Genomic DNA, 26,482 nt, shown 5'->3' with positions numbered 1-26,482 from the left:
TGACGACAAAAGCCAATATAAACCAATATTTCAATAAGAAACGACCTTAGTTCCATATGGAATATTATCATAAATCCATTTTGCATTTTCCAATTTTAAACGGACACATCCATGTGAAAGTGCCATTCCAACCCGATCATCCATCGGGTAATCAGGCGTTGGATACTGATAATACAAAGTGGAATGAAACAGAAAGTCTTCATAAAACTGTGTATAGTAAAAGCATCTTGCAGAACCGGAATCAAAATAATATCCCTTAGACGATGTAGAAAATTCTCCAGTAATTGTAGGGGTTCCCGGCGCTCCATTTGCGCAATCCCATGTATAAAGGCGGTTCCAGTTTCCGGACCATCCATAAAACACGGAAACTTTATGCACACTCGTATTGACAAGGATTAAATAATTGGTATCACTGCTATACCCTTGTGCACGCGCTTCCATCTCTGCAATTTCAGGCGGTACATCCATCAAAACGCCATCATTATCCGCATAATAAATGGTACCGTTGGGAGCGCGATAAGTTCCGCGTACTTCATATCCTGTATCTTCTCGGCCGTAATACTTTTTTCCATCTGCAGTAAACGCACCAATTATGGCACCAGGATGTCCTGAGACTGCAGAATCATTTAAATAATAGCGTTGCAAAGTTCCGTTATCATATTCCGATGTGATAAACCAACCGGTCGTCTCTTGCAAATGGCCTTCTTGATCTGCAAGAAACATCTGTCCGCTAATTACCTTTTTTCCTCTTAAAACATGGCCTTCATCCGGAATTCCATAATAGGAATATCCGTTTAAATCAAAGAACCCCGTTTTAACAGTCGAATAATTTCCGGTTGGATTTTCCAGATAATAGCGTTCTGTAACCCCATCATACTGACTCGTCTCAAGCCATCCAGTTTGAGTCAGCAGTTTCCCGTCACTATTCGCAAGATAAAAATGTCCATCCGGAGCTTTATACTTTCCGCAGACAAAATATCCTTTATCTTCCCGACCGTAATAATAAGTCCCATTCACGCTGAAAAGCCCAGTCTTGACTGCATGAGTCTGCGTATCAATATAATACGGTGCCCAATAGCCGTCATAGTCCGGAGTTACAAGCAAACCGGATTTTCGCAAAGTGCCGTCACTATTTGCTAAGTAGGTCTTTCCGTCCGGTGCCTTATATTTTCCGCAGGCAAGATATCCTTTATCTTCCCGACCGTAATAATAAGTCCCGTTTATGTTGAAAAGCCCAATCTTGACTGCATGGGTTTGCGCATCAATATAATACGGTGCCCAATAGCCATCATAGTCCGGAGTTATCAGCAAACCAGAATTCCGTAAAGTACCATCACTATTTGCTAAATAAGTCTTTCCGTCCGGTGCTTTGTATTTTCCGCAAACGAGATATCCTTTATCTTCCCGACCGTAATAATAAGTCCCGTTCACGCTGAAAAGCCCTGTTTTAATTGCATGGGTGTTAGGGTCGATATAGTAAGGTGCCCAGTAACCATCATAGTCCGGAGTTACAAGCAAACCGGATTTTCGCAAAGTGCCGTTGCTGTTGGCTAAGTAAGTATTTCCGTCCGGTGCCTTGTATTTTCCGCAAACGAGATATCCTTTATCTTCCCGACCGTAATAATAAGTCCCGTTCACGCTGAAAAGCCCTGTTTTGATTGCATGGGTGTTAGGGTCGATATAGTAAGGTGCCCAGTAGCCGTCATAGTCCGGAGTTATTAACAAACCAGGATTTCTTAAAGTACCATTGCTGTTTGCTAAGTAAGTCTTTCCGTCCGGTGCTTTGTATTTTCCGCAGGCAAGATATCCTTTATCTTCCCGACCGTAATAATAAGTCCCGTTTATGTTGAAAAGCCCTGTTTTGATTGCATGGGTGTTAGGATCGATATAGTAAGGTGCCCAATAACCATCATAGTCCGGAGTTATCAGCAAACCGGATTTCCGCAAAGTGCCGTCACTATTTGCTAAGTAAGTATTTCCGTCCGGTGCCTTGTATTTCCCGCAGACAAGATACCCTTTATCTTCTCGACCGTAATAATAAGTCCCATTCACACTGAAAAGTCCGGTCTTGACTGCATGGGTGTTAGGGTCAATATAGTAAGGTGCCCAGTAACCGTCATAGTCTGGGGTTACAAGCAAACCAGGATCTCGTAAAATCCCATCGCTGCTTACTAAATAGAGATTCCCATCGTCCCCCTTTTGCTTGCCGCCGCTCAGAATCGTTCCATCTGCCTGCGCATAGCTAAAGCCTTTTTCTGTCTGAAACAGTTCTTTTGTCTTTCTGACTCCTGTCTGGGAATCCAGATAATACTTCTTTCCGTCCAGCTGTAGCCAACCTTTTTGCTTCTGTCCATTCTTGTAATAATAGACAGCTCCACTTTCTGTTTTCCAGCCATCAGAAACTGGCGGAGTCACTGTCTGCAACGATTCTTTTGATGAGGGAGTCCCTCCTACATCTGAAGATGGATTCCCACTTACGCTCGAAGAAGCCGAGGAAACCGTATTTTGTTCACTTGTGCTCTCAGAAGATGAAGATAAGCTTGACGTTGAACTTTCTACTGCACTTGATGCAGAAGATACAGATTGTACAACTGTAGTTTCTACTTTTGGGCTTTCTGCTTCCTGCGCATAAGCGAAAGGAAGCACCGCCGCAGCGGTAAAGGTAGCTATGCTGACTATGCACAGCATTTTTTTAAATGCTTTCATCACTTTTCCCTACTTCTTTTTATAATATAAATATTTTAGCATAAATTTTAAAAATTTACAAAATTATTTTATTAAAATTTCTAAAATTTGTATATGTATCCAATTAAATCTATATGCTTTCGTTTTTATTTTTAGACAACATAAAAAAAGATTGCAAACCTACTATTCTAGGCTTGCAATCTTTTTTATTTCATTATGAATTTTATTGAACCTTTAGGTATTCTCCACAGACCCAGCCAACTGTTCCATCTGTTTTCCGAATCTGATACCAAACAACTCCATTTACAAGTTGTTGATCCAAAACAACGACCTCTTCATTAGGGGAAATTTGGCTAATTGGATCTCCATTCGGAGCCGTCTGTCTGACATTTACAGATCCCTCGGTTGCCGTACAAATTCCTGTCTTCGGCGATTCAGGAAGCCCGGCTATATTATACCGATCCAAATCTGCATCTCCGTTAATTCCGTCTATTGTTCCCTTAGAACTGTACTGCCAAAGAGAAGTCTTTACATCTGGAGAAGCAACTTCATATTGCGCATACCACATCGGATACTGCTCCAATTTGGAATAATCAAAATAATTTCGATAATAATCCAAGTTCGTATAATTTCCAGCAATATATCCCGCGGATTTCATTGCTTCAATAAATGCAACCGCCATATCGGTAATATTTTCTTTGGTCGGTTCAACTTTGTTGATTTTTTGATAATAGTTGTAAGAAGCATATTCAAAATCGTAAAATACAGGGAAAGTCAAACGATCTTTATAAGGAGTCAATGCGTTTGCAAAAACAGAAGCTTCCAGTTTGGCATCCTCAACACTCGTGGCATAACTAAACCAATAGGAACCAACCTTAATGCCCGCCGCAAGAGCCCCTTCGATATTTTTAATAAAATATGGATCAATTTGGGTAGAGCTATCCCCATAACCTGCTTGTATAATTGCAAAGGAAATTCCAGTATTTTTGACCTTATTCCAATCGATAACCCCTTGATATTTAGAAACATCCACTCCAAGCATTTTATCATTCAAAACGCCATCATCGCTAGAAGTATAAACATCTCCGTTCGGATTGGTATAGGTACCTCGAACAATATAGCCATAGTCCTCTCGGCCATAGTAGTTTTTCTCATCAACCATAAAAAGTCCGATCTTAACTGCATGAGTATCTGCATCAATATAGTATATCTGCAAACTACCATCATAGTCAGACGTAGAAACCCATCCAGAAACTTTCAACGTGCCGTCACTATTTGCTAAGTAGGTTTTTCCGTTTGGTGCTTTATATTTTCCGCAGACAAGGTAGCCTTTATCTTCTCGGCCATAATAATAAGTCCCGTTTATGTTGAAAAGCCCAATCTTGACTGCATGGGTTTGCGCATCAATATAATACGGTGCCCAATAGCCGTCATACTGATTTGTTACAACCAAACCAGAATTCCGTAAAGTACCATCACTATTTGCTAAATAAGTCTTTCCGTCCGGTGCTTTGTATTTTCCGCAGACAAAATATCCTTTATCTTCCCGGCCATAATAATAAGTCCCATTCACACTGAAAAGCCCAGTTTTAACTGCATGAGTTTCAGGGTCAATATAATACGGTGCCCAATAGCCGTCATAGTCCGGAGTTATCAACAAACCGGATTTTCGCAAAGTGCCGTCACTATTTGCTAAGTAGGTCTTTCCATCCGGAGCCTTATATTTTCCGCAGACAAAATATCCTTTATCTTCCCGACCATAATAATAAGTCCCGTTTATGTTGAAAAGCCCGGTTTTAACTGCATGAGTCTGCGCATCAATATAATACGGTGCCCAATAGCCGTCATAGTCTGGAGTTACAAGCAAACCGGAATTTCGCAAAGTACCGTTACTGTTGGCTAAGTAGGTACTTCCGTCCGGTGCCTTGTATTTTCCGCAAACGAGATATCCTTTATCTTCCCGACCGTAATAATAAGTCCCGTTCACGCTGAAAAGCCCTGTTTTGATTGCATGGGTGTTAGGGTCGATATAGTAAGGTGCCCAATAACCATCATAGTCTGGAGTTACAAGCAAACCGGAATTTCGCAAAGTACCGTTACTGTTGGCTAAGTAGGTATTTCCGTCCGGTGCCTTATATTTTCCGCAGACAAGATAGCCTTTATCTTCCCGACCATAATAATAAGTCCCGTTTATGTTGAAAAGCCCGGTTTTAATTGCATGGGTGTTAGGATCGATATAGTAAGGTGCCCAATAACCATCATAGTCCGGAGTTATCAGCAAACCGGATTTCCGCAAAGTGCCGTCACTATTTGCTAAGTAAGTATTTCCGTCCGGTGCCTTGTATTTTCCGCAGACAAGATACCCTTTATCTTCCCGACCATAATAATAAGTTCCATTTATGTTGAAAAGTCCGGTCTTGACTGCATGGGTGTTAGGGTCGATATAGTAAGGTGCCCAGTAACCGTCATAGTCTGGGGTTACAAGCAAACCAGGATCTCGTAAAATTCCGTCGCTGCTTACTAAATAGAGATTCCCATCGTCCCCCTTTTGCTTGCCGCCGCTCAGAATCGTTCCATCTGCCTGCGCATAGCTGAAGCCTTTTTCTGTCTGAAACAGTTCTTTTGTCTTTCTGACTCCTGTCTGGGCATCCAGGTAATACTTCTTTCCGTCCAGCTGCAGCCAACCTTTTTGCTTCTGTCCATTCTTGTAATAATAGACAGCTCCACTTTCTGTTTTCCAGCCATCAGAAACTGGCGGAGTCACTGTCTGCAACGATTCTTTTGATGAGGGAGTCCCTCCTACATCTGAAGATGGACTCCCACTTACGCTCGAAGGAGCCGAGGAAACCGTATTTTGTTCACTAGTGCTCTCAGAAGATGAAGATAAGCTTGACGTTGAACTTTCTACTGCACTTGATGCAGAAGATACAGAAGGAACAGAGGCCGACTGGACACTTGACACTGGATTTTCAAAAGGTTGTTCCGAACTACTAACTTCTTGTGCATTAACAGGGAATGTACACAAAGCAAGTCCAAACAAAATTGTTCCTAAAAAGCTAAGTTTTCTTTTATGTACGACCAAAGTGATTGATCCCCTTTCTAAAATTTTTTATAAAACGACTGCGCTTCGACACCCAAGACCCAGAAAACGGCTTTCCACAAGGGCACGGTCATAAGCTTTTACTCCATTCCCATCATAGGGATCATTGAAATAATAATAGTCTGAGTCATACCCGACTAAAACCAAACAATGCTCATTAGCAGGCCATGTAAAGGTTTCGCCGGTAACAGAATCCCAATAATCATAATAATCTACAGATTGAATTCCGGGATCTGTAATCATCCATGTCAGGGAAGGATAACTAGGAATCATATTAATTGTTGCCCAAACAAGGACGGGTTTTCCAACCGATACATACGATTCTGCCAACTCCTGCAAAGGAGTTCCAGTTGTGACCATTGCTCTATGCCCTTCCGGTAAAACCTGATTCATTGCATCTACAATGACAGGTGGAAAGCACCCAAATCCATCTAAAAGATATGGATTTCCAACAAAACATTCATCTGGACTAGGGCCAGCAAGTTCAGGCCACGAATCAATAGAACTCAAATCCGTACATGGGATACGAGAAACCCATTCGTCCTCAGAAATAGGAACTCCATAATATTGCAGCACCATATATGCGCTCACTAATTCACATCCAGTTGGGAAGTCTCCCTCTTGGCTAAAATACGGAACATTAATCTGTGCTGTATCGGGAACTGTTCCCAAAATTCCATTATGGTCTCCGTAATAACAGGTTCCATCCGGAGCATAATAGAGGCCAATCACAAGAGATCCATTATCTTCCCGACCGTAATAATCATGGCCATCCACACTGAATTTTCCCGTTTTAACAGTCGAATAATTTCCGGTTGGATTTTCCAGATAATAGCGTTCTGTAACCCCATCATACTGACTCGTCTCAAGCCATCCAGTTTGAGTCAGCAGTTTCCCGTCACTATTCGCAAGATAAAAATGTCCATCCGGAGCTTTATACTTTCCGCAGACAAAATATCCTTTATCTTCCCGACCGTAATAATAAGTCCCGTTTATGTTGAAAAGGCCTGTCTTAACTGCATGGGTTTCAGGATCAATATAATACGGTGCCCAGTAGCCATCATACTGATTTGTTACAACCAAACCAGAATTCCGCAAAGTGCCGTCACTATTTGCTAAGTAGGTCTTTCCGTCCGGTGCTTTGTATTTTCCGCAGACAAAATATCCTTTATCTTCCCGGCCATAATAATAAGTCCCATTCACACTGAAAAGCCCAGTTTTAACTGCATGAGTTTCAGGGTCAATATAATACGGTGCCCAATAGCCGTCATACTGATTTGTTACAACCAAACCAGAATTCCGCAAAGTACCGTTGCTGTTTGCTAAGTAAGTCTTTCCGTCTGGTGCCTTATATTTTCCGCAGGCAAGATATCCTTTATCTTCCCGACCGTAATAATAAGTCCCGTTCACGCTGAAAAGCCCTGTTTTAACTGCATGAGTCGCAGGATCAATATAATACGGTGCCCAGTAGCCATCATAGTCCGGAGTTATCAGCAAACCAGAATTCCGCAAAGTACCGTCACTATTTGCTAAGTAAGTCTTTCCGTCCGGTGCCTTGTATTTTCCGCAGGCAAGATATCCTTTATCTTCCCGACCGTAATAATAAGTCCCGTTTATGTTGAAAAGCCCTGTTTTAATTGCATGGGTCGCAGGGTCGATATAATACGGTGCCCAGTAACCGTCATAGTCCGGAGTTACAAGCAAACCGGAATTTCGCAAAGTACCGTTACTGTTGGCTAAGTAGGTATTTCCGTCCGGAGCTTTGTATTTTCCGCAGACAAGATATCCTTTATCTTCCCGACCGTAATAATAAGTCCCGTTTATGTTGAAAAGCCCGGTTTTGATTGCATGGGTGTTAGGATCGATATAGTAAGGTGCCCAATAACCATCATAGTCCGGAGTTATCAGCAAACCGGATTTCCGCAAAGTGCCATCACTATTTGCTAAGTAAGTATTTCCGTCCGGTGCCTTGTATTTTCCGCAGACAAGATACCCTTTGTCTTCCCGACCATAATAATAAGTCCCATTCACACTGAAAAGTCCGGTCTTGACTGCATGGGTGTTAGGGTCGATATAGTAAGGTGCCCAGTAACCGTCATAGTCTGGAGTTACAAGCAAACCAGGATCTCGTAAAATCCCATCGCTGCTTACTAAATAGAGATTCCCATCGTCCCCCTTTTGCTTGCCGCCGCTCAGAATCGTTCCATCTGCCTGCGCATAGCTGAAGCCTTTTTCTGTCTGAAATAGTTCTTTTGTCTTTCTGACTCCTGTCTGGGCATCCAGGTAATACTTCTTTCCGTCCAGCTGCAGCCAACCTTTTTGCTTCTGTCCATTCTTGTAATAATAGACAGCTCCACTTTCTGTTTTCCAGCCATCAGAAACTGGCGGAGTCACTGTCTGCAACGATTCTTTTGATGAGGGAGTCCCTTCTACATCTGAAGATGGATTCCCACTTACGCTCGAAGAAGCCGAGGAAACAGAAGCGCTGGTATCAGATGTTATTGCTGATTTCGATGACGTCGAAGGTGTTGAGGATACTTGACTATTACTCTCCGAAACAGATTGGGATTCTACTTGTTCCTGTGAAAAAGAAGAAAGTGCATTTTCAGATGACGAGGTCTGTTCCGCAGCATATACCGGAATCAAAGCAGTCCCAACGCCTAATAACGCCGTTACCAACATCATTCCAAATTGTTTGTGCTTCAAGGGAGAATGCCTCCTTAACGAATCTTAAAATTAATTTGATAAGCATAGCATAGATCTCCAAAATACACTTTCCATGCTCCCTTTGTGGTATGGTAATATCGCTCATATTCTTTTAAGCTTCCTATCAAAGAAAGCCAGGAAGAAAAATGTTTTTTTGAAAGAAAAATCAACCTCTTTTTTTCGAATACAACTGCCTTTTGAATTTCTTCAGCATCCCCGTCGGTAAGGCACGGATATTGGTCTTTTGTTTTTAAAATCCATTCATGCGCTTCGATCGATTTTTGGAGAGCAGCTTTTCTTTTTTCCGTATCATCAATTAGGGTCTTACGGGAAACTGCAGAAAGAGAATTGTTATCTCCGTGAAAGCGATACTGAAAAAGTGGCTGATGTAAGATTTGATTTTTTCCCAAAAGGGCAGCCATCATATTAAGTGCCCAGTCATGTCCTAAAATGGGACTTAAATGCTCACGATCTGCTTTCTGGATCACCGGACGCCGCAAACACATCGCGCAGCCTCGAATACGAGAGCAAACAATCTGGCTGTCAACTGAAACCGGCTCTAGGTTGCCTCCCTGATCTGTAATCGCATTTAAAACTTTATTTTCTTCGGAAAACGGATCTCCGTTACCGTCAATCAGCGTATATGCAGAAGAAAGTGCCATACACTCCGGATGAAGCTCCATATATTCTGTCATGACTTTCACTTTGTTCGAAAGCCATACGTCATCTTGATCACTTAGAAACACGATCTCTCCGTGCGTATGATCCAATGCAGAAAAAAAGTTCCCGTTAAACCCTAGATTGTGCTCATTCACAATCAGATGCCAAGTTTCTTCCAGATGATTTTCTTTAATAAAGCGCGCGACGATTTGTGCAGTTTGATCTTTCGAAGCATCATCGCTGATGACTACTTCATCAACAGGACGCGTCTGATGCAAAATAGAATTCAGCTGCTGTAGGATATATTTCTCTCCGCAATAAGTCGCCATCGCAACAGAAATCATTTTGATCTTTCCAGCCTTTCTTGTTCAGGTTGCTCGGCGCCAACCGTTGCCAAAGCAAGATACATAATAAAGCTCAGGGCATTCGCCGTAAAGAGCAATGGATTGGTCTGAATAGTAAGGAAAAAGCATGTAAAAGTTGCGAACCAAACCGCCAGTCTCCACGGCTTCTTTTTCCAATTTCGAATTGCATGAATCATCATGCTGACTACTAAAAGCACCCATGCGGCAAATCCTACGACTCCCATCTTAAAGAGCAGAGAAAGAGAGGTCATCTCGTAAGCATAAGGAGCAGATTTTCCCGGATATCCTTCAATGCTTCCGCCATAACCGCTGCCTAAAACCGGCTTTTGCAGCCAAGCATGAATCAGTTTTTGAGATTCTTCCTTCTTATAGGTGTTGGAAACTGCTGTTCCGATCGTATCAATATCTTCATCGAAAGCACTCTTCGGCGACGCAGAAAGGTCCGAAGAAGTCACTGCATTTCCGTTAAACGTATTCATGAGACGATTTAAAATTGTTCCATGAAAAAGGGTACCGTTGAGCAGCAAAACCGTAGCCGCCACTACCACAACAAATGCGAGCATTTGTCTCCAAACTTTCTTGCGGCCTTTATAAACAGCAAAAACAAAATAGATTGCCATAACCCCGAATCCTGCAGCAGTTCCTCCCCAAAGGGAACGAAGACCCGGACAAATAACGCCAAAGGTCAAAACTGCTCCAAGAACGTAATCTAAAGGCTTAAAGCTGCCTGCTTTAAGGAAAAGCAGCAAAAGTCCAATTCCTAAAAGCAAAGAATTGGAAAATACAATCCGCACGATTCCCCATCCGGAAATCAAATCCGCCGTCCGAAAAATCTTGCCAAAATGAACTCCTATGTAATTCAGAATTCCCTGCACACCATTTTTATGGCCGGTTTCATAAATCCAAAGGCCAATATGGATCACAGCCAAAACGACAATGGTTCGAAAAAAGATTTTTAAAATCGTTTCAAATTGAATCTCTTTGATACGAATCAAAACTGCCAGTGGAAAATACAAAACAAATACTAAAAGCATCCCCGCTTCTGAAACCGCCTGAGAAATAGAACCTCCATTCATTTTAGGAATAATCAGCAGCCAAATACTGTTAATCAACAAAAAAACGAATAAAACGAGGTCCAATTTTCCGATATAATGTCCCAGACTTTTAGGATCATGACGATTTCTCAAAGAAAATTGAATGTTTTTATATTTCAATGTAATAAAAATATGAATACACAGCACTACAAAAAACGCCGCAATAATAAACAGGTTAGACAAACGAAAGCTGATTGCTGTACACTGCAGAACATAATAAATAACAAAAAATACCAGCATAAAATTTGTAACTGCTCGGCTGATATTCCATATGTGCTGTAAATGGTCGGTTTTTTCTGTCAAAAAGATTCCCCTCTTATTCTTCCATATTTTTCCGCTTTAAAAAGAAAAATAATTTCTTATTTTGATATTTCATCCGATACAAAAATTTTGCAAACAACGCAATTCTTTTCGGATTTTTGGATTTTGCAATCTTTAATACTAAGTTCTCCATCTTAGAAGTACCGCCTGCATCTGCCAAAGCTTTTTGAAAGACCGGTTCTTCCAAATCTTTTCGAATCAGCTGCAGCCGCTTTTCGGCTGTCAGGTGGCATTCCGGCAAAAACAGATCGATCCATCCCGAAAAGACATATTTAATGTAAATGAAATTCGCCGTTGCAATCGTTTCTTTTCCAATCTGCGGGAATCTTTCCAGATACTTTATCAGGCTTAAATGCCTTTTTTTCAGAAATACCGGTTTTTCCGGATGGTAAGAATTCGTAATTCGCTTTGCGTCACGCTGCATATAATGATAAAAGCATTTATTTAAAAAGTCAACTGACGACAAAAAAGGAAGCAACGACAGATTAAACGCTGTATCCTCAAATATTTCGCCCTCAGGCATTCTAACTTGGCTGTTTTTTAGAATCTCTGTCCGATATAATTTATTCCACGCTGGATCGAACAAAAAATTCCGCTTGAGAGAAACCATTCGCTCCGCAATCCCAACCGGATCCGACAAAAACGCTTTTTCCGGAAGATTACAGGTACGGTCTTCCAGTTTTCCATCCTTCACCACATCTACATAATATCCAAAAAGAATTAGATCCGCTCCGCTTTCCTGTGCTGCCGAAACAGTCTGTTCCAGCGTATCCGGCTCCAGAAAATCATCAGAATCCACAAACAAAAGATATTGCGCATCTGCATGATCGATCCCAACATTTCTTGTATGAGAAAGGCCTCTGTTTTCTTTATGAATCACCGAAATGCGAGAATCTTTTTTTGCATATTGGTCGCACAAACTCCCGCTTTTGTCGGTGGAACCATCATCTACCAGCAACAAAGAAAAATCAGAAAATGTCTGCTGCAAAATAGAATCCACACAGGCCGGCAAAAACTTTTCTACATTATAAACCGGTACGACCACATCTACCTGAGCCATAAAATCCCCCTAAAATTTATTTGCCACGAAATACCCGTCGGCTCTCATGCAGGACAGAACGGATACTTTTACGGAAGATAAGCAGATAGCCGCCATAAAGCGCTACATAACAAACAAATCCAACCGCCGAAGGTAAAAGCCATGTAAAACAGACAAATCCCACCGAAAGAATACTTTCGGTGAGAACACTGCGCAAAAACGGCAACTCCAAGAAACGGGACAGAACCCATTCGGAAAGGATCTCACGAAAAGCCACTGAAACCACCATAAATACAATAATCATGTAAATATTGTGGAAAACATATCCTCCCAACAAACTCAATCCAATGCTGACCCCAAAGCTGATTCCATTGATCCACAAAAGGGTCCGCTCCAGGCGAAGCACTTTCATATAAGTGGTACAGAGCAGATTCATCTTGCTGTCAAAAGTACACAACGGCAAAAGCAGAACCAAATAGGTAAGACTCTCCGTATACTGCGGTAGCCATCTGCTCAAAATCACTTTCACTGGAATGTAGAACAGGAATGCTCCCGGCAAAACCAGATCCAGAAGGTCCCGAACCAACGAATAAAACTTTTTTAAATTCTTGTCATTTGCCTGCCGCAAAACCGGAAACAGCACCATACTGGCCTGTGAAATGAAGAGCAGAAAGAAGTTTGCCAAAGAAACTGAAAAAGAAAATTTTCCGAAGGCATTAATCCCCCAGAGATTATCAACAACAAAGCGCCCACTGCCTAGAATCAGCATGCTTGCAATATTGGAAAGCATGAGCGTAATGCCGGTAAATACATTGATCTTCACTTCCGGCATTGCCAGAGCAATCGGAACCCCTTTATGGAAAACCATATCTCTGCCCTTGATCACGGTATAAATAAAACTGATCGTCTTACCGGTCAAATACAGCAAAATAAAAGGAACAAAGCTGCGTTCTTTATAAAAGAGCAGCACTAAGACTGCAACAATAAAGGACATCTTATCGATCAGGACGGAAGTAGAATAAACATTCACCCGATTCGTTGCCTGAAAGACATAGCAAAGCATTCCGCCTACATTGCCGACCACCATATAGGCAAACGTAATATAAAGGACAAACTGACGATTCGGATCAGGAACCTGCGTCATCGTATAGATAACACCAAAAATCGTCAAAATGATCTGAAATGCTGCTGAAATCCAAAATTCTGTGCAAAGCAAAGAATCATCTAGATCTTCATAGCGTTTTCCGCCATAACGCAGATAGATGCCATCGATAAAACCGAACGAAAAGAACCCCACATAGGAAACATAAAACAGAAAGAGCTGCCAATAGCTAAACTGTTCTTCCCCGAGAATCTTTGGAACGACCAGAGACATCATCATGCTCAGCAAAAGAGAAATTCCTTGAACCGCAAACGCATAAATCAGATTGTGCATCACGGCCTTAATGCCGGAACGTTTTTCAGACATGAAATTGAACTCCTAAATGTTTAAAATCAGGATGCTTTTGATCTTTATCGCTCAAAAGAAGCTTCATATCTTTAGAGATCGGCCATTTTACTCCAACTGTTGGATCATCCCATTTAAGGCCGCCTTCATCTTCAGGGTGATAATATTCATCACATTTATAGGTGAATTCCGCTTCATCAGAGAGCACCAAAAATCCATGAGCAAAGCCACGCGGAATATAAAACTGACGCTTATTTTCAGCCGACAGGATCACACCGGTCCACTTTCCATAAGTAGCACTGCCTGCACGAAGATCGACCGCTACGTCAAAAACTTCTCCGGAAACGACCCGGACCAGCTTTCCCTGCGGATGATTCTTTTGAAAATGAAGTCCGCGTAAAACTCCCTTGGTGGATTTGGACTGATTGTCCTGCACAAAAGTCATACCAAGACCTGCCGCTTTAAACTCTTCATATTCATAGGTCTCCATAAAATAGCCGCGTGAATCGCCAAAAACAGTTGGCTCAATGATATAAACACCTGAAATGTCAGTCTCTGTAAAACGAAATTTTCCCATTTTGACTCTGCCTCCAAAAATTAAAGCTTTTTACTGTCCCGCCGTCCGCGCACAATCGCGCAAATCTTTGCGCATTTCTGCTTTTCAAACAAGACTTTCATCATCAGCCAATGCTTTACCTCATGCTTTTCCTGCGAAAGATCGGAAAGATCCTCTGCATACTTCCGAATATAATAAGCGGAATTTCTTGCATAGTAATAGGTTCGCATCGGAGAATGATTATAAACATAAATTTTCTTCTGCAATCTTTTGATACGCAGAAGCTTTCCAAGATTCTCTAAAAAATCGACTTCATCCGCCCTACCGAGCTGTTGATGAAGGCAAACAGAATTGACACGCAAAATCCGATAGCCGCGCTTTTTCAGGCGGATACAAAAATCATAATCCACATAATCGATAAAAAGCCGCTCATCAAATCCGCCGATTTCTTTCCATGCTTTTACTGAAGTCATCCCGGCAGAAGTAATACAGCGTTCTACTTCCGTAAAAGGTTCTTTAAATTCAGGTAAAGAAAGGGATTCTCCTTTTTTTTCATAGAGAATCACCGGCGTAAAAATTCCGACATTTTTCTGCTCGATCTGCGAAAGATAAGCACTAACCAGATTTTCCTCACAGACAGAATCCTGATCCAAAGTTATGACCCACTCAAAACCATCTTTTTCGGCCATCTCCATACAAGCATTGAGTGCTGCAGCGATCCCTTTATTTTCTCCCAATGGAATCAGCGAGACTTTTTTAAAAGAAGATAAAAAGCTTTGTACCGCAGATAAATTTTCAGAACCGTTATCCGCAAGATATAAATGATCCACCTGTGGAGAAATATGCTTCAGATTCTGTTCCAAACGGGGAAGTTCCGGATTATAGAGAACGATTCCCGCAGCAATTTTGGAATTCATCGATTTGCGTACATCCTTTTATAATAATTCTGATAGTCACCGGAAGTCACATTCTTCATCCAGTCTTCGTGGTCAAGATACCACTGAAGCGTCTTTTTAATTCCGACTTCAAACGTCGTCTCTGGATACCAGCCAAGCGCATTTTTAATCTTAGTCGGATCAATTCCGTAGCGGCGGTCGTGTCCTTTACGATCCGTCACATGGCGAATCAGATCTTCGCTTACTGTATCGTCGACATGCTCTTTAATATATCCAATAATTGTCTTAACAATAAAAATATTCGGCCGCTCATTATGACCGCCAATATTATAAACCTCACCCAAAACGCCGCCGCGAATGACCATATCAATCGCCTTGCAGTGATCTTCTACATAAAGCCAGTCGCGAACCTGCATGCCATCTCCGTAAACCGGAAGTTCTTTATGGCCCATGGTATTATTCATAATTAACGGAATCAATTTTTCCGGAAACTGGTAAGGCCCGTAGTTATTGGAACAGCGGGTAATATTCATCGGAAAATGGTAAGTATCAAAATAAGCCTTCACAAAAAGGTCTGCCGAAGCTTTGCTCGAAGAATACGGGCTATGCGGGCAAAGCGGCGTCGTCTCCATAAAGAATCCTTCTTTGCCCAGAGCTCCATATACCTCATCTGTTGAAACCTGCAGATATTTAACCCCTTCGCGGTATTGATCGTCTCCGATCAGCCATGCATTTTTTGCGCAGTTCAAAAGGTTGACCGTACCGAGTACATTGGTCTCCACAAAAATTTCCGGATTGGAAATGCTGCGGTCCACATGGCTTTCTGCTGCAAAGTTGACAACATAATCGATCTGATTCTCTTTAAAAACTTTTGTCACTGCCTCTTTATCACGAATATCGGCTTGTACAAAAGAATATCTTGGATCATCTTCAACCTCTTTGAGATTTTCCAGATTTCCTGCATAAGTTAATTTATCCAGATTAACGATCGAAATGTCGTCATATTTTTTCAGCATATAATGAATAAAGTTTGAACCGATAAATCCGGCACCACCGGTTACCAAATAGGTTTTTTTCATTCGTATCCCTCTCGTTTCTTTTAAGCTTTTTCGTTGATTTCAGTCAAATAGCGGCTCAAAGCATCCTGCCAAGTCGGCAGCCTATGAAACCCATTTTCCACCAGTTTATCCTTGGACATTCTGGAATTTTCCGGGCGATGTGCTTTTGCGGGATACTGATCGCTTGGAATTGCGTTCACCTTTGTAGAACGCCCTGACTGACGAAAAATCTCTTTAGCAAAATCAGCCCAGCTGCAATAGCCTTCATTGGTTGCATGGTAAACGCCATACTTTTCCGTTTCGGCCATATCGCAAAGAAGCGGTGCCAAGTCCGCTGTATAAGTAGGAGAACCGATCTGATCGCAAACGACCGAAACTTCATCATGCGTTTCGGACAAGCGCAGCATCGTCTTGATAAAGTTGTTCCCATTCTTGCCGAACACCCATGAGATCCGGACAATAAAATAGCGGTTAAGCAGCGCTTGTACCGCCTTTTCACCTTCCAGTTTTGTTTGGCCGTAAACACTCAGGGGGCCGGTGGGATCGTCGGGCTCATAGGCATGGTCCCCCACGCCCGGAAATACATAATCCGTGCTGATATAAATCATCTTTGCATTGAGTTCTTTACAGACTTTTGCAATATTTCGAGGTCCTTCTGCATTGACTTTGCGACAAAGATCAAGCTGTTCTTCCGCACGATCCACCGCTGTAAACGCAGAACAATGAATCACTGTATCCGGATGATATTCCTTGATAAACTTTTCTGTTGCCTCTAAGTCTGTAATATCAAACTGCTCCAGATCAGCCCCGATGCAGTCAATCTTCCTGCTCTTGAGCACTTTCATCACATCATAGCCAAGTTGGCCTTTTACGCCTGTTACCAATACTTTCATAATCGGTTCCTTTCCAACAAAATCAATACCGAATTTTTCCTTCTAGAACTTTTTTTAAATGCACCCCATATGTAGACTTTCCGTAAAGATTGGCAGAGTCCAAAAGTTCTTTCGGACTGATCCAGCCGTTACGGAAAGCAATTTCTTCCGGAGCGGAAATTTGAATGCCCTGACGAGTCTCAATTACCTTGACAAACTCAGAAGCTTCATTGAGTGCGTCCATTGTGCCGGTATCAAGCCATGCATAACCGCGCCCCAGTGTTACCACATTCAGAGTTCCCTCTTCCAGATATATTTTATTTAAATCAGTAATTTCCAGTTCTCCCCTTGCGGAAGGCTTTACGCGGTGCGCGTATTCACAAACATGGCTGTCATAAAAATAGAGCCCTGTTACCGCATAATTTGACTTTGGATGACTGGGCTTTTCTTCCAAAGAGACAGCCCGTCCTTCTTTATCAAATTCAACGATTCCAAACCGCTCCGGATCCTCTACATAATAACCAAAAACCGTCGCGCCGGATTCCTGAGCAGCTGCTTTGCGCAGATGGTTTCCCAGTCCACTTCCATAAAAGATATTATCTCCCAGCACCATTGCACAAGAATCCCCATTAATAAATTCTTCTCCCAAAAGGAACGCCTGAGCAAGTCCATCGGGAGAGGGCTGTTCTTTATAAGAAAGATGCACCCCATATTTTGAGCCGTCCCCTAAAAGCCGTTCAAAATTCGGCAGATCATGCGGTGTAGAAATAATGAGAATATCACGAATTCCCGCTAACATTAAGGTGGAAAGCGGATAGTAAATCATTGGTTTATCATAGATTGGAAGAAGCTGTTTGGAAGTCACCATGGTAAGCGGATAAAGCCGCGTACCGGACCCCCCTGCAAGAATAATTCCTTTCATCAGAAAAAAGCCCCTTTCTTATTTTTTTCTCTGAGCTTTGAATTTTATAAAAGTGCTTAAAGTGCTTATTTTATGAATCCTTATTTGATGGAAGCGATGCCCTTTGCGAATCATTTCTCCATTTTTTAAAGTACAAGAACATCGAAGAAATCTGAATCTTCAAAAAATGAGCGCTTTTAGAACTGGCACGCTCCCAAAGATGTGTTACACTGGTAACCGGACAAAACAAAACTTCTCCGTACTTTTGGGCTCTTCTAGTAAGATCAGCATCTTCAAAATACATAAAGAAATCGTCGTCAAATCCACCCAGTTTTTTTAGAATATCTGTACGGATAACAGAAAAACATCCTGTACAAAAATCAATGGGGGTCGGCTTTGTCAGTTTTTCATTTTTCATGGTGTATTCTGCGCGCCATTTGGAAAACGGTGCACCGAATTTTTCCAATCTGCCACCCAGTAAATAGCGAATTTTCGGGCGACGTTTGGGCAGAAACTGCTCCGACCCATCCTCATTTAAAATCCGCGGCGTTACCATAACTGCCTCCGGATGGTTATCCAGATATTCACAAAGCTTTGGAATCGAATCTTCCTGAATGTTGATATCGGGATTGACAATTGCATGATACTGAGAATCAATTTTTTTGATAATCTGATTATGTCCGTGGCCGAAGCCTTTATTTTCTTTGGAACGCAAAACCGTTACAGTGGGATAATGCTGCTCAACCCATTCTGCCGTACCATCTGTAGAACAGTTGTCTAAAATGATCACTTGGCATTCTTCTGGTGAAAAAAAAGAAGTTAATTGAGAAAGCAGTTGTCCAATTTCCTTTTTACTATTATAAGTGACAATTCCAACGGAATATCGGTACATGAAACCTCCCCTTCCCTGATTCCTTATCGAAAACAGGTTTTGAATTTCGTGTAAAAATTTTATCTTAAAATGCGTAATTCACATAGTTCAACCAATATTTACAGTCTTATTAAGTATATACAAAATGAATTTCAATTGCAAGACTTATAAAATGAACGTTTTGTAACGTCAAAATGTTCCATTTTTTCTATTAATTTCGTCGAGAACAAATGCTTAACTTTATATTTTCATATTTTAATATTGTGCTTTTTATGTGTAAAAAGCTTCTAATTAAAGTGTAAAAAAATGTATCTTTTCATTGAATTTTGTAAAAATGACTTTTATAATGAGTACATATATATATAAAAGGAAAAGTTGCATTTTAAATTGTTCAATTGCTCTAGAAAAATGCCTTTTCTTTTTTCTGTAAAATTCTTTTTTAAGGAAGGCGGAAATTAAATGGATTCCCCCGAAAATGAATTTTCCACTTGGCAATCACACCCTATCTCTGCTCTCTCCTCGAGTCAGAAAAACATCTGGAACTTAGAGCAACTCTATTCTGGCTCTCCAATGAACATTATCACGACCTCTCTCTCAATCAATGGAACTTTTAAAATTCCTTTTTTGATAGAAGCAATCCAACTTGTTTTAAAAAGCGATTCCGCTCTACGCATTCAAATCCAGCAAAAAAGCGGGGTTCCTGTTCAATGGATTTCTCCGTACAAAAAAGTTTCGATCCCAGTATTCGATTTTTCTCAAACTGGAAAAGAAGGACTTTTATCCTGGGAAAAAGCAGTGGCTCATGAAGCATTTCCAATCAATGACCACCCGCTTTTTTATTTTTCTGTCTTTAAAGCCGGAGAAACAAGCGGCGGCGTACTTTTTAAAATTCATCATCTGATTTCGGACGGTTGGTCTCAAATGCTGATTGCTAACCGTATCGCTTCCATTTATCAAGCACTTTTAAATGGAGAAGTCCTTCCCAAAATCTCTTTTCCAGATTATTCGGAACATTTAAAGCGGGAACAAATGTATTTGGATTCCGAAATACAAAAATCTGATGAAATTTTTTGGAAAAAACAAGCTTCTCTTTTTAAGGAAAACAACTTTCTAAAAAAACAAACTCTTTCTGCAGCCAGCACTGTGGGTAATCGAAAATCTTTTGTCCTTACTGATAAGCTAGACAAAACATTAAAAGTATTTTGTCAGCAAAATCATATTGCCCCATTTCTGCTTTTTTACGCGGCACTTGCAATTTATCAGCAAAAGATTTCCAACTCTCCAGATATCTGCATTGGTGTTCCGATTTTAAATCGCCCAACTTTTCTAGAAAAACAAATGACCGGTATGTTTGTCAGCACCCTTCCATTTGTTTTCGAAATAGATGAATCCCAAACATTCGAAAAGTTGATTCAAAGTCTTGCCGTAGCCTGGTATGATTTACTGCGTCACCAACAGTATCCTTTTGGAAAAATCACAGAACTATTCAGAAAATCGATTCCTGGAACCGATCGAATTTTTCAGGTGGCACTCTCCTATCAGGATACCCATCTTATTCCTTCTAAATCCTCTTCTCTAAACTTTTCCGGGCACTGGTTTTACAGCGGCTGTCAGGCAGAAGCTCTGGTCATTCATTTAGGCAATTTAGAGGTAGGGAGCCCCCTCTCTATCGACTACGATTACAGAGTACAGCTTTTTTCCCAAAAAGAAATCACGAATCTTCATGAATCTTTAATAGAAATTTTAAAAGCAGCAATCGACTCACCGCAAGAAGTGCTTTCTCAGCTTCCGATTCTTCCAAAAGCAGAGCAGGAAAAAATTCTTTTTCAATTTAACAAAAATCAGGCACCGATAAAGCCGGGCAGTCTCTATGAAAATCTCTTGAAAGCAGCCAAAGAAGCTCCACAAAAGGCTGCTCTGATCTGTAAAGATACTGAGCTTTCTTTTCATCAACTATTTTCCATTGCGGAAAATTTTGCATCTGCAATTCATTCACTTTGTCCAAACGGTCATGAGCTGATCGCTGTCACCCTGCCAAAAGGATTTCTTTTAATTGCCGCCATGATTGGAATTGCTCAATCCGGAAACGCATGGGTCCTGCTCCCTCAGGAATTTCCATCGGAACGTCTGAAAGTTCTTTTAAAGGAAAGCGGAGCTGCTCTTTGGATCTGCGACGAAACGAATCTGGAAAAAGCTCCTATGCTGACAAAAATCCCTTTTCTGTCCGCAGAAGCAGTTTCTTCAAAAAAGCTTCCTCAAAAGCGTTACCGGTTTCTCAGGATTCGCTTGCCTATGTAGTTTATACCTCCGGCAGCACCGGTACCCCTAAAGGAGTAGAAATTGAGCAGAAGAGCCTCCTTAATTTTGCATCTGGAATGGCAGCTATTTATGAGGGCAAAACCGTTTTATCCATCTGCAATATCGGTTTTGACGCTTTTTTGCTGGAAAGTATCTGTGCCCTTTTAAATGGGTGTACTGTCGTTCTGGCAACACAAAAAGAGCAGGAAAATCCGGATGAACTTGCTCGGCTGATTCTCTCACAAAACGTATCGTTCCTTTCAACGACCCCATCCCGCCTAGCAGCCTATCTGCAAAATCAGACATTTGCAGATTCTATTTCGGGATTGGAAGGAATTCTCTGCGGAGGAGAATCAATTCCATGGGAACTGATCGAAACACTAAAGTCTAAAACCCATGCTAAAATTTACAATCAATATGGTCCCTCTGAAGCCACTATCGGAGTCAGTCTGCAACTCTTAAATTCAGAAAGTATTCTCACTGCGGGAACCCCCATGCAGAACTGTTCGCTTTATATTCTGAATTCTCATCTGCAGCCTTTACCGATCGGCATTTCCGGAGAACTTTTTATTGGAGGAGTATGCCTAAGTAGGGGCTATCGCGGCAGAAAAGATCTGACCGAGTCCTCCTTCTGCAAAAACCCATTCGTGCCGGGAGAACGTCTTTATAAAACCGGCGATCTTGCCCACTTTACTGCCGACGGAAAAATCATCTTAGACGGCCGGAAGGATCAGCAAATCAAACTTCGCGGCTATCGGATGGAACCACAGGAAATTATTTCCTGCTTAACTTCTCACCCAAAAATAAAAGAGGCCGCCCTGCGCCTTTTCCATCAGGGAGAATCTTCTTATCTTGCAGCTTATTACACCTCGGACTCCGATCTATCTGAAACACAGCTGATCACCCATATGGCTTCCTATCTGCCCGCTCCAATGATTCCAGCAGTATTTATAAAAATGTCCGTCCTCCCGCTCACTGCAAACGGAAAAGTGGACGAGAAGCAATTGCCAAAGCCGCAGGAACAAGTAGGAGATGCTTTGGCAGAAACCACCGTGCAAAAAACGCTGCTGCAAATTTTTTGCCATGTGCTAAAGCAGGAATCTTTAAACATTGACAGCGACTATTTTCTTTCAGGTGGAGATTCTCTCAACGCAATGGGAACGCTTTGCCAAATTTACGATCAGTTGGGCGTCTCTCTAAAAATTTCAGATCTTTACGCTTTTCGCACAGTACGCCGTCTGGAAAAGAAAGTACAGGAAGAGCGCTCTCAATATGGGATTTCGGTCTCTCAAAAGATTCAGCCCGCGCCGCTTTATGAGAGCTATCCGCTTTCTCCGGCACAGAAAAGTCTCTATTTTCAGTCTCAGCTTGATCCCCAAAAGATTTCTTACAATATGCCGGGCGCTTTTCTTTTTTCCGAAAAGCCGGACGAATCCTTGCTCGAAAACGCTTTTTGCGAGCTAATTTCCGATGAAGAGATCTTTCGGACTGCTTTTTATATGAATGAGTCAGAACCACGTCAAAAAATTCTGGAAAATGTTTCTTTCCATCTGCAACACTTAGAGGACGAAACCTTCCAAAAGGCAGCCGACCATTTTGTCCATCCGTTCGAGCTTGATAAACCGCCGCTTCTCCGCGCTGCACTTTGGCATTCTCCAAAAGACGAATGGATTCTCTTTGTCGATTCGCATCACATTATCGGGGACGGCCTCAGCACGCCGCTTCTTTTGCAGCGTCTCAACGCCCGCTACTGTGGAAGCCCAAAAGAGCAACAAAAAATCTTCTATAAAGACTATGCCTATCTCCTGGAAAATCGGAAATCATCCAGCTCCGCACACTTTTCCTACTGGGAAAAGGCACTCTCTGGCGTGCCGGATTTTCTGGATATTCCTTTAGATTTTGCACGTCCAAAACAGTTTGACTACTGTGGAGATTCCATTGAATTTTCGCTCAGTCATGATCTCAGCGAAAAGTGTCAAAAATATTGTCAGAAAAACGATCTTTCTTTCTTCACCTTTTTCATTGGAGTTTATGGGATTTTGCTCTCAAAATGGAGTGGAACAGAAGATTTTCTAATTGGTACTCCGGTCTCGAACCGGCCTGATCCCGCACTTCAAAATGTTCTGGGTGTTTTTATTCATTCCCTGCCATTAAGGATCATCCCCCAGCGCAAAAAGACCTGTTCTCAATATTTTTCTGATTTAAAAGAATCCGTAATTGGACTTCTGGATCATCCCGACATTTCCATGGAAGAACTGATTTCCATTACAGGCGCACAGCGTGATCTAAGCCGCAACGCTCTTTTTAATATTCTCTTCTCTTATCGGCCAATTTCTGAAAAGGCATTTCAGTTTCACGGAAAGCCATTAAAGTATCTGCCTATTCCTACCAAAACCGCAAAGCTTGATCTCAATATGGAAGCACGCGATGAAAATGGCCAATTTATTTTTTACTTGGAATATGCAAAAACTTTATTCCTCCCGGAAACAATTCAGCTTCTTTCCAGAAGCTACTGCACACTGGTAGAACGTATTCTGCAAGATGATCAACAGGAGCTTTATGATTTGAACCCAACCTCAGAGAGAGACCGTTTGGAGCTTCTCGTTCTCCCAAACCGTATGAGTATGCCCTATCTAAACGAATGTATGGATCAGATCTTTGATGAAACAGCGGCGATCATTCCAAATTCCCCTGCAATCCGCTGTCATGGGCATACCACTACCTTTGCGCAATTAAAAGCCCGCTCTGATTCTCTCGCCGGACAGCTACAGCAAGCAGGCGTAAAGCACGGCGATTATGTCGCATTGGCAGCTCGCAGAGACTCCGACCTTGTTGCAGGGATGTTGGGCATTTTAAAAGCAGGCGCTGCCTATATGCCGATTCTTTCCAATTTCCCGAAAGAACGCATCTGCTATATGCTGGATATTTCGGGTGCAAAGCTGCTTTTTTGCGATCCGAATACACAAAAAGAACTGCCAAACGATCTTCCCTGTGAAATTTTAACGATGACAGATGAGGTTGTCCCCCGTCTGCCCATCTCGGGACGTTCCCCGGAAGATGCTATTCATATTCTCTTTACATCAGGTTCTACCGGAAAACCAAAGGGAGCGGTTCTTCCCCACCGCGCTCTAGCAAATCTTTTGGGCACCATGCGGCAGGTTTTTAAAAACGTTCGTGGAGCAAGTCTCTGTATTGCCGGTGTGATTTTTGATACGTTTATTACAGAAACACTTCTGACCTTTGCAATGGGAAGATGCTGCGTCATGGCAGACGAAAACGAAATGCTTTTGCCTTGGGAAATTGCCCGTCTTGTTCGTGAAGAGCATGTCGAATTTTTACAGTTTACCCCTACAAGACTTCAGATGTGTTTAAATAATGAGGAATTTCTCAGTGTTCTGCCTCAAATCAAGCTATTATTTTCCTGCGGAGAGCTGCTGACTCCTCAGCTTTTGGAGTCCCTGCGAAAAACCGGTGTCGAACAAATTTATAATCTCTATGGGCCAACAGAAGTAACCGTTTATATGACCTGTATTGACATGACACACCGCAAAAAGATTTCCGTCGGAAAAGCAATTCCAAATTGCCATACCTATGTTTTGGACGAAAATTTGCGCCCAGTTATGCCAACTGCGCGCGGTGAACTTTATATCGGCGGAGACTGTCTTTCTATTGGTTATGTAAACCGACCGGATTTGACAAAGAACTCTTATCTTCCAGACCCGTTCTGTCCAGGAAGTCGAATGTATAAATCCGGAGATATTATTCGGATGCTGCCCGACCGCTCCTTTGACTTTGTAGAACGCCGCGATTTACAGGTAAAATTAAATGGTCAGCGTGTGGAACTGGACGAAATTGCAGGACAAATTCTCGCTTCAAAATTGGTCGCAGAGGCAGCTGTTATCGCAGTTCGCAGTAAAATTGCTATGGAACTTCGCGCTTTTGTCGTGCCAAAAGGAAGACAGTCTTCTCCCGATCTTTCCGCACTAAAATCATTTCTTTCTGAAAAGCTTCCAAAATATATGATTCCCTCTACTTTTATTGTTTTGGAGTCCCTGCCGAGAACGGCAAGCGGAAAAACAGACCGACAAGCTTTAAAAGCTTACCGGGTGGATTCTGCAGCCTCCCTTTCTCCTCAAAAGGACAGTTGTCCTCCTGCTTTGCCTCAAAAGGAGATTAGGCCTTCTTCCGATGGATCGCACGATTCTCCTACAGAAGAATTTCTCTTGGAAATTTGGACTTCTGTTCTCAACCGTGAAAAGTTGGACCCGAATGAGTCCTTCTTCGATCAGGGGGGAACCTCTTTAACCGCACTAACAATTCTCAGCCGTTATTTTCGAAAAGGTTGGACGATGACTCTGGCACAATTTTACGAGGTGCCCACTCTCAATGGTCAGCTAAAGCTGTTATCGAGAAAATCCGACAATTCTTCAGAAACAGAAATTCACAAAAAGCCGACAGGATTAAAAGTCTCCTCTTCGACAATTTCTCAAATCGACTCAGAATTTTCAGCTTCTCCAACCAAAAAAAGTGCCGTATTCTTAACAGGCAGCACCGGATTTTTAGGCTCTCATTTACTAAAAGAGCTTCTAGAAAATGGGTGTCAAAATTTATATTGCCTTGTGCGCGGCGGAGAACCGGAGCGTCTGTTTCAAATTCTCTCCGATTATTTTGGAGAACAATGGGTCTCCAAAAACAAACAAAAACTAACCATTCTGGACGGAAATCTTTGCCGTCCACTGATGGGGCTTTCGGAAAACACATTAAATGAACTGACCCACTCTGTCGGAACCATTCTTCACGCAGCGGCCGATGTCCGTCATTATGCAGAAGAGAACCATTCTCTCCGCACGAATGTAGATGGTACGGTACAGGCAATCCGCCTCGCCCAAAGGACCGGTGCAAAACTGCTTCATATTTCCACTGCCAGTGTCTGCGGTGATTATCTTCTGGATCATCCCTCAAAGGAAGTTCGGTTTACAGAAAACGATTTGGACATTGGACAAAACTGGGAAGAAAACCTCTATATAAAAGGAAAGTTCCTAGCAGAACAAAAAATATTCTTTGCCGCTTCTCATGGGCTTCATGCACAGATTTTTCGGATTGGAAGGCTCGTCGGACGCAGCCAAGACGGAAAATTCCAGCGCAATCCAAAGAGCAATGCTTTTTATGGGTTTTTGCGTGGTCTGCTGCTTTTAAACTGCGTTCCGGATTCTCTTAAAAATACTCCCATCGAGCTTTGCCCTGTCGATGAATGTGCAAAAGCAATTGTACTGCTCTCTCTTCATCCCAGCACAAAATCTCCTGCGGTCTATCATTTACTGAATCCGCATACTTGGCCGTTATGGGAACTAGTCCATACACTTTCTCCATCCGCTCAAATCGTGGAAGATTCCATATTTGAAAAACGAATGCTGCAAAAAATGGAGCAGCTTCCTGATCTTTTAATGGCTCCTCTCATGGAAATCTGGAACCGTTCCTGCAGCAAACCGGTACATATCATTCCCTCCTGCGAACAAACGGTTACGCGTTTACAACAGCTAGGATTCGAATGGAAAAATCCGAAACCGACCATTTTATTAAAGCAATTTCTTCAATTTGACTCTTAAAGGAGGC

Annotated in this window: 14 protein-coding genes and 1 pseudogene; 2 read left to right on the top strand and 13 right to left on the bottom strand. The window is 42.0% G+C overall.

Annotation, left to right across the window (positions count from 1 at the left end; all coding sequences use genetic code 11):
* Nucleotides 1-30 precede the first annotated feature (30 nt).
* From OP489_RS03180 to OP489_RS03120, 13 genes are all read right to left on the bottom strand, one after another.
* A complete protein-coding gene (locus tag OP489_RS03180; protein WP_266162918.1) occupies nucleotides 31-2,706 on the bottom strand; it encodes a L,D-transpeptidase family protein in 2,676 nt (891 codons plus the stop codon).
* Nucleotides 2,707-2,908: 202 nt separating this feature from the next.
* The gene (locus OP489_RS03175; RefSeq protein WP_266162917.1) at nucleotides 2,909-5,767 is read right to left on the bottom strand and encodes a GH25 family lysozyme; all 2,859 of its coding nucleotides are present in this window, start codon (nucleotides 5,765-5,767) and stop codon (nucleotides 2,909-2,911) included.
* Nucleotides 5,768-5,794: 27 nt separating this feature from the next.
* Complete coding sequence (locus OP489_RS03170) at nucleotides 5,795-8,491, bottom strand: C39 family peptidase (protein WP_266162916.1); 2,697 nt, start codon at nucleotides 8,489-8,491, stop codon at nucleotides 5,795-5,797.
* A 14-nt stretch (nucleotides 8,492-8,505) separates the two neighbouring features.
* A complete protein-coding gene (locus tag OP489_RS03165) occupies nucleotides 8,506-9,495 on the bottom strand; it encodes a glycosyltransferase (RefSeq protein WP_266162915.1) in 990 nt (329 codons plus the stop codon).
* Nucleotides 9,492-10,913: an O-antigen ligase family protein gene (locus OP489_RS03160; RefSeq protein ID WP_266162914.1), complete on the bottom strand. Its 1,422-nt coding sequence runs from the start codon at nucleotides 10,911-10,913 to the stop codon at nucleotides 9,492-9,494. Before OP489_RS03160 ends, OP489_RS03165 begins: the two co-directional genes overlap by 4 nt.
* 13 nt (nucleotides 10,914-10,926) lie before the next feature.
* Nucleotides 10,927-11,991 (bottom strand): glycosyltransferase family 2 protein, encoded by a 1,065-nt coding sequence (locus OP489_RS03155; RefSeq protein WP_266162913.1) that lies wholly within the window; start codon nucleotides 11,989-11,991, stop codon nucleotides 10,927-10,929.
* A 16-nt stretch (nucleotides 11,992-12,007) separates the two neighbouring features.
* Nucleotides 12,008-13,438: a hypothetical protein gene (locus tag OP489_RS03150; RefSeq protein ID WP_266162912.1), complete on the bottom strand. Its 1,431-nt coding sequence runs from the start codon at nucleotides 13,436-13,438 to the stop codon at nucleotides 12,008-12,010.
* Entirely contained in the window at nucleotides 13,431-13,994 is a 564-nt protein-coding gene (gene rfbC / locus OP489_RS03145) for a dTDP-4-dehydrorhamnose 3,5-epimerase (protein ID WP_266162911.1), read from the bottom strand. The genes OP489_RS03150 and rfbC overlap by 8 nt, the downstream gene beginning before the upstream one ends.
* Before the next feature lie 20 nt (nucleotides 13,995-14,014).
* The gene (locus OP489_RS03140; RefSeq protein WP_266162910.1) at nucleotides 14,015-14,890 is read right to left on the bottom strand and encodes a glycosyltransferase family 2 protein; all 876 of its coding nucleotides are present in this window, start codon (nucleotides 14,888-14,890) and stop codon (nucleotides 14,015-14,017) included.
* A complete protein-coding gene (gene rfbB / locus OP489_RS03135) occupies nucleotides 14,887-15,948 on the bottom strand; it encodes a dTDP-glucose 4,6-dehydratase (protein WP_266162909.1) in 1,062 nt (353 codons plus the stop codon). Before rfbB ends, OP489_RS03140 begins: the two co-directional genes overlap by 4 nt.
* A 20-nt stretch (nucleotides 15,949-15,968) precedes the next feature.
* Nucleotides 15,969-16,820, bottom strand: a complete 852-nt coding sequence (gene rfbD / locus OP489_RS03130; RefSeq protein ID WP_266162908.1) for a dTDP-4-dehydrorhamnose reductase — start codon at nucleotides 16,818-16,820, stop codon at nucleotides 15,969-15,971.
* Between the two features lie 22 nt (nucleotides 16,821-16,842).
* Nucleotides 16,843-17,721 carry a glucose-1-phosphate thymidylyltransferase RfbA gene (rfbA, locus tag OP489_RS03125; protein WP_266162907.1) on the bottom strand — a complete coding sequence of 293 codons (879 nt, stop codon included), beginning with the start codon at nucleotides 17,719-17,721 and terminating at the stop codon, nucleotides 16,843-16,845.
* A gap of 70 nt (nucleotides 17,722-17,791) precedes the next feature.
* Entirely contained in the window at nucleotides 17,792-18,592 is an 801-nt protein-coding gene (locus OP489_RS03120; RefSeq protein ID WP_266162906.1) for a glycosyltransferase family 2 protein, read from the bottom strand.
* 438 nt (nucleotides 18,593-19,030) lie between these two features.
* On the opposite strand from OP489_RS03120, the pseudogene OP489_RS03115 reads away from it, so the two are divergent.
* Nucleotides 19,031-20,704, top strand: a pseudogene (locus OP489_RS03115) (condensation domain-containing protein); the annotation flags it as partial.
* A 29-nt stretch (nucleotides 20,705-20,733) separates the two neighbouring features.
* Entirely contained in the window at nucleotides 20,734-26,475 is a 5,742-nt protein-coding gene (locus OP489_RS03105; RefSeq protein WP_416232462.1) for an amino acid adenylation domain-containing protein, read from the top strand.
* The last annotated feature ends 7 nt before the right edge of the window (nucleotides 26,476-26,482 follow it).

It is taken from the genome of Caproicibacterium sp. BJN0003 (assembly GCF_026314295.1).
Lineage (GTDB): Bacteria > Bacillota > Clostridia > Oscillospirales > Acutalibacteraceae > Caproicibacterium.
This window is presented reverse-complemented; position numbering and strand designations above follow the sequence as displayed.

Bases quoted from the DNA above. Each gene is read 5' to 3' on its own strand.
- OP489_RS03180 (WP_266162918.1), bottom strand. From the start codon at position 2,706: ATGAAAGCATTTAAAAAAATGCTGTGCATAGTCAGCATAGCTACCTTT.
- OP489_RS03165 (WP_266162915.1), bottom strand. From the start codon at position 9,495: ATGATTTCTGTTGCGATGGCGACTTATTGCGGAGAGAAATATATCCTA.
- OP489_RS03155 (WP_266162913.1), bottom strand. From the start codon at position 11,991: ATGGCTCAGGTAGATGTGGTCGTACCGGTTTATAATGTAGAAAAGTTT.
- OP489_RS03150 (WP_266162912.1), bottom strand. From the start codon at position 13,438: ATGTCTGAAAAACGTTCCGGCATTAAGGCCGTGATGCACAATCTGATT.
- rfbC (WP_266162911.1), bottom strand. From the start codon at position 13,994: ATGGGAAAATTTCGTTTTACAGAGACTGACATTTCAGGTGTTTATATC.
- OP489_RS03140 (WP_266162910.1), bottom strand. From the start codon at position 14,890: ATGAATTCCAAAATTGCTGCGGGAATCGTTCTCTATAATCCGGAACTT.
- rfbB (WP_266162909.1), bottom strand. From the start codon at position 15,948: ATGAAAAAAACCTATTTGGTAACCGGTGGTGCCGGATTTATCGGTTCA.
- rfbD (WP_266162908.1), bottom strand. From the start codon at position 16,820: ATGAAAGTATTGGTAACAGGCGTAAAAGGCCAACTTGGCTATGATGTG.
- rfbA (WP_266162907.1), bottom strand. From the start codon at position 17,721: ATGAAAGGAATTATTCTTGCAGGGGGGTCCGGTACGCGGCTTTATCCG.
- OP489_RS03120 (WP_266162906.1), bottom strand. From the start codon at position 18,592: ATGTACCGATATTCCGTTGGAATTGTCACTTATAATAGTAAAAAGGAA.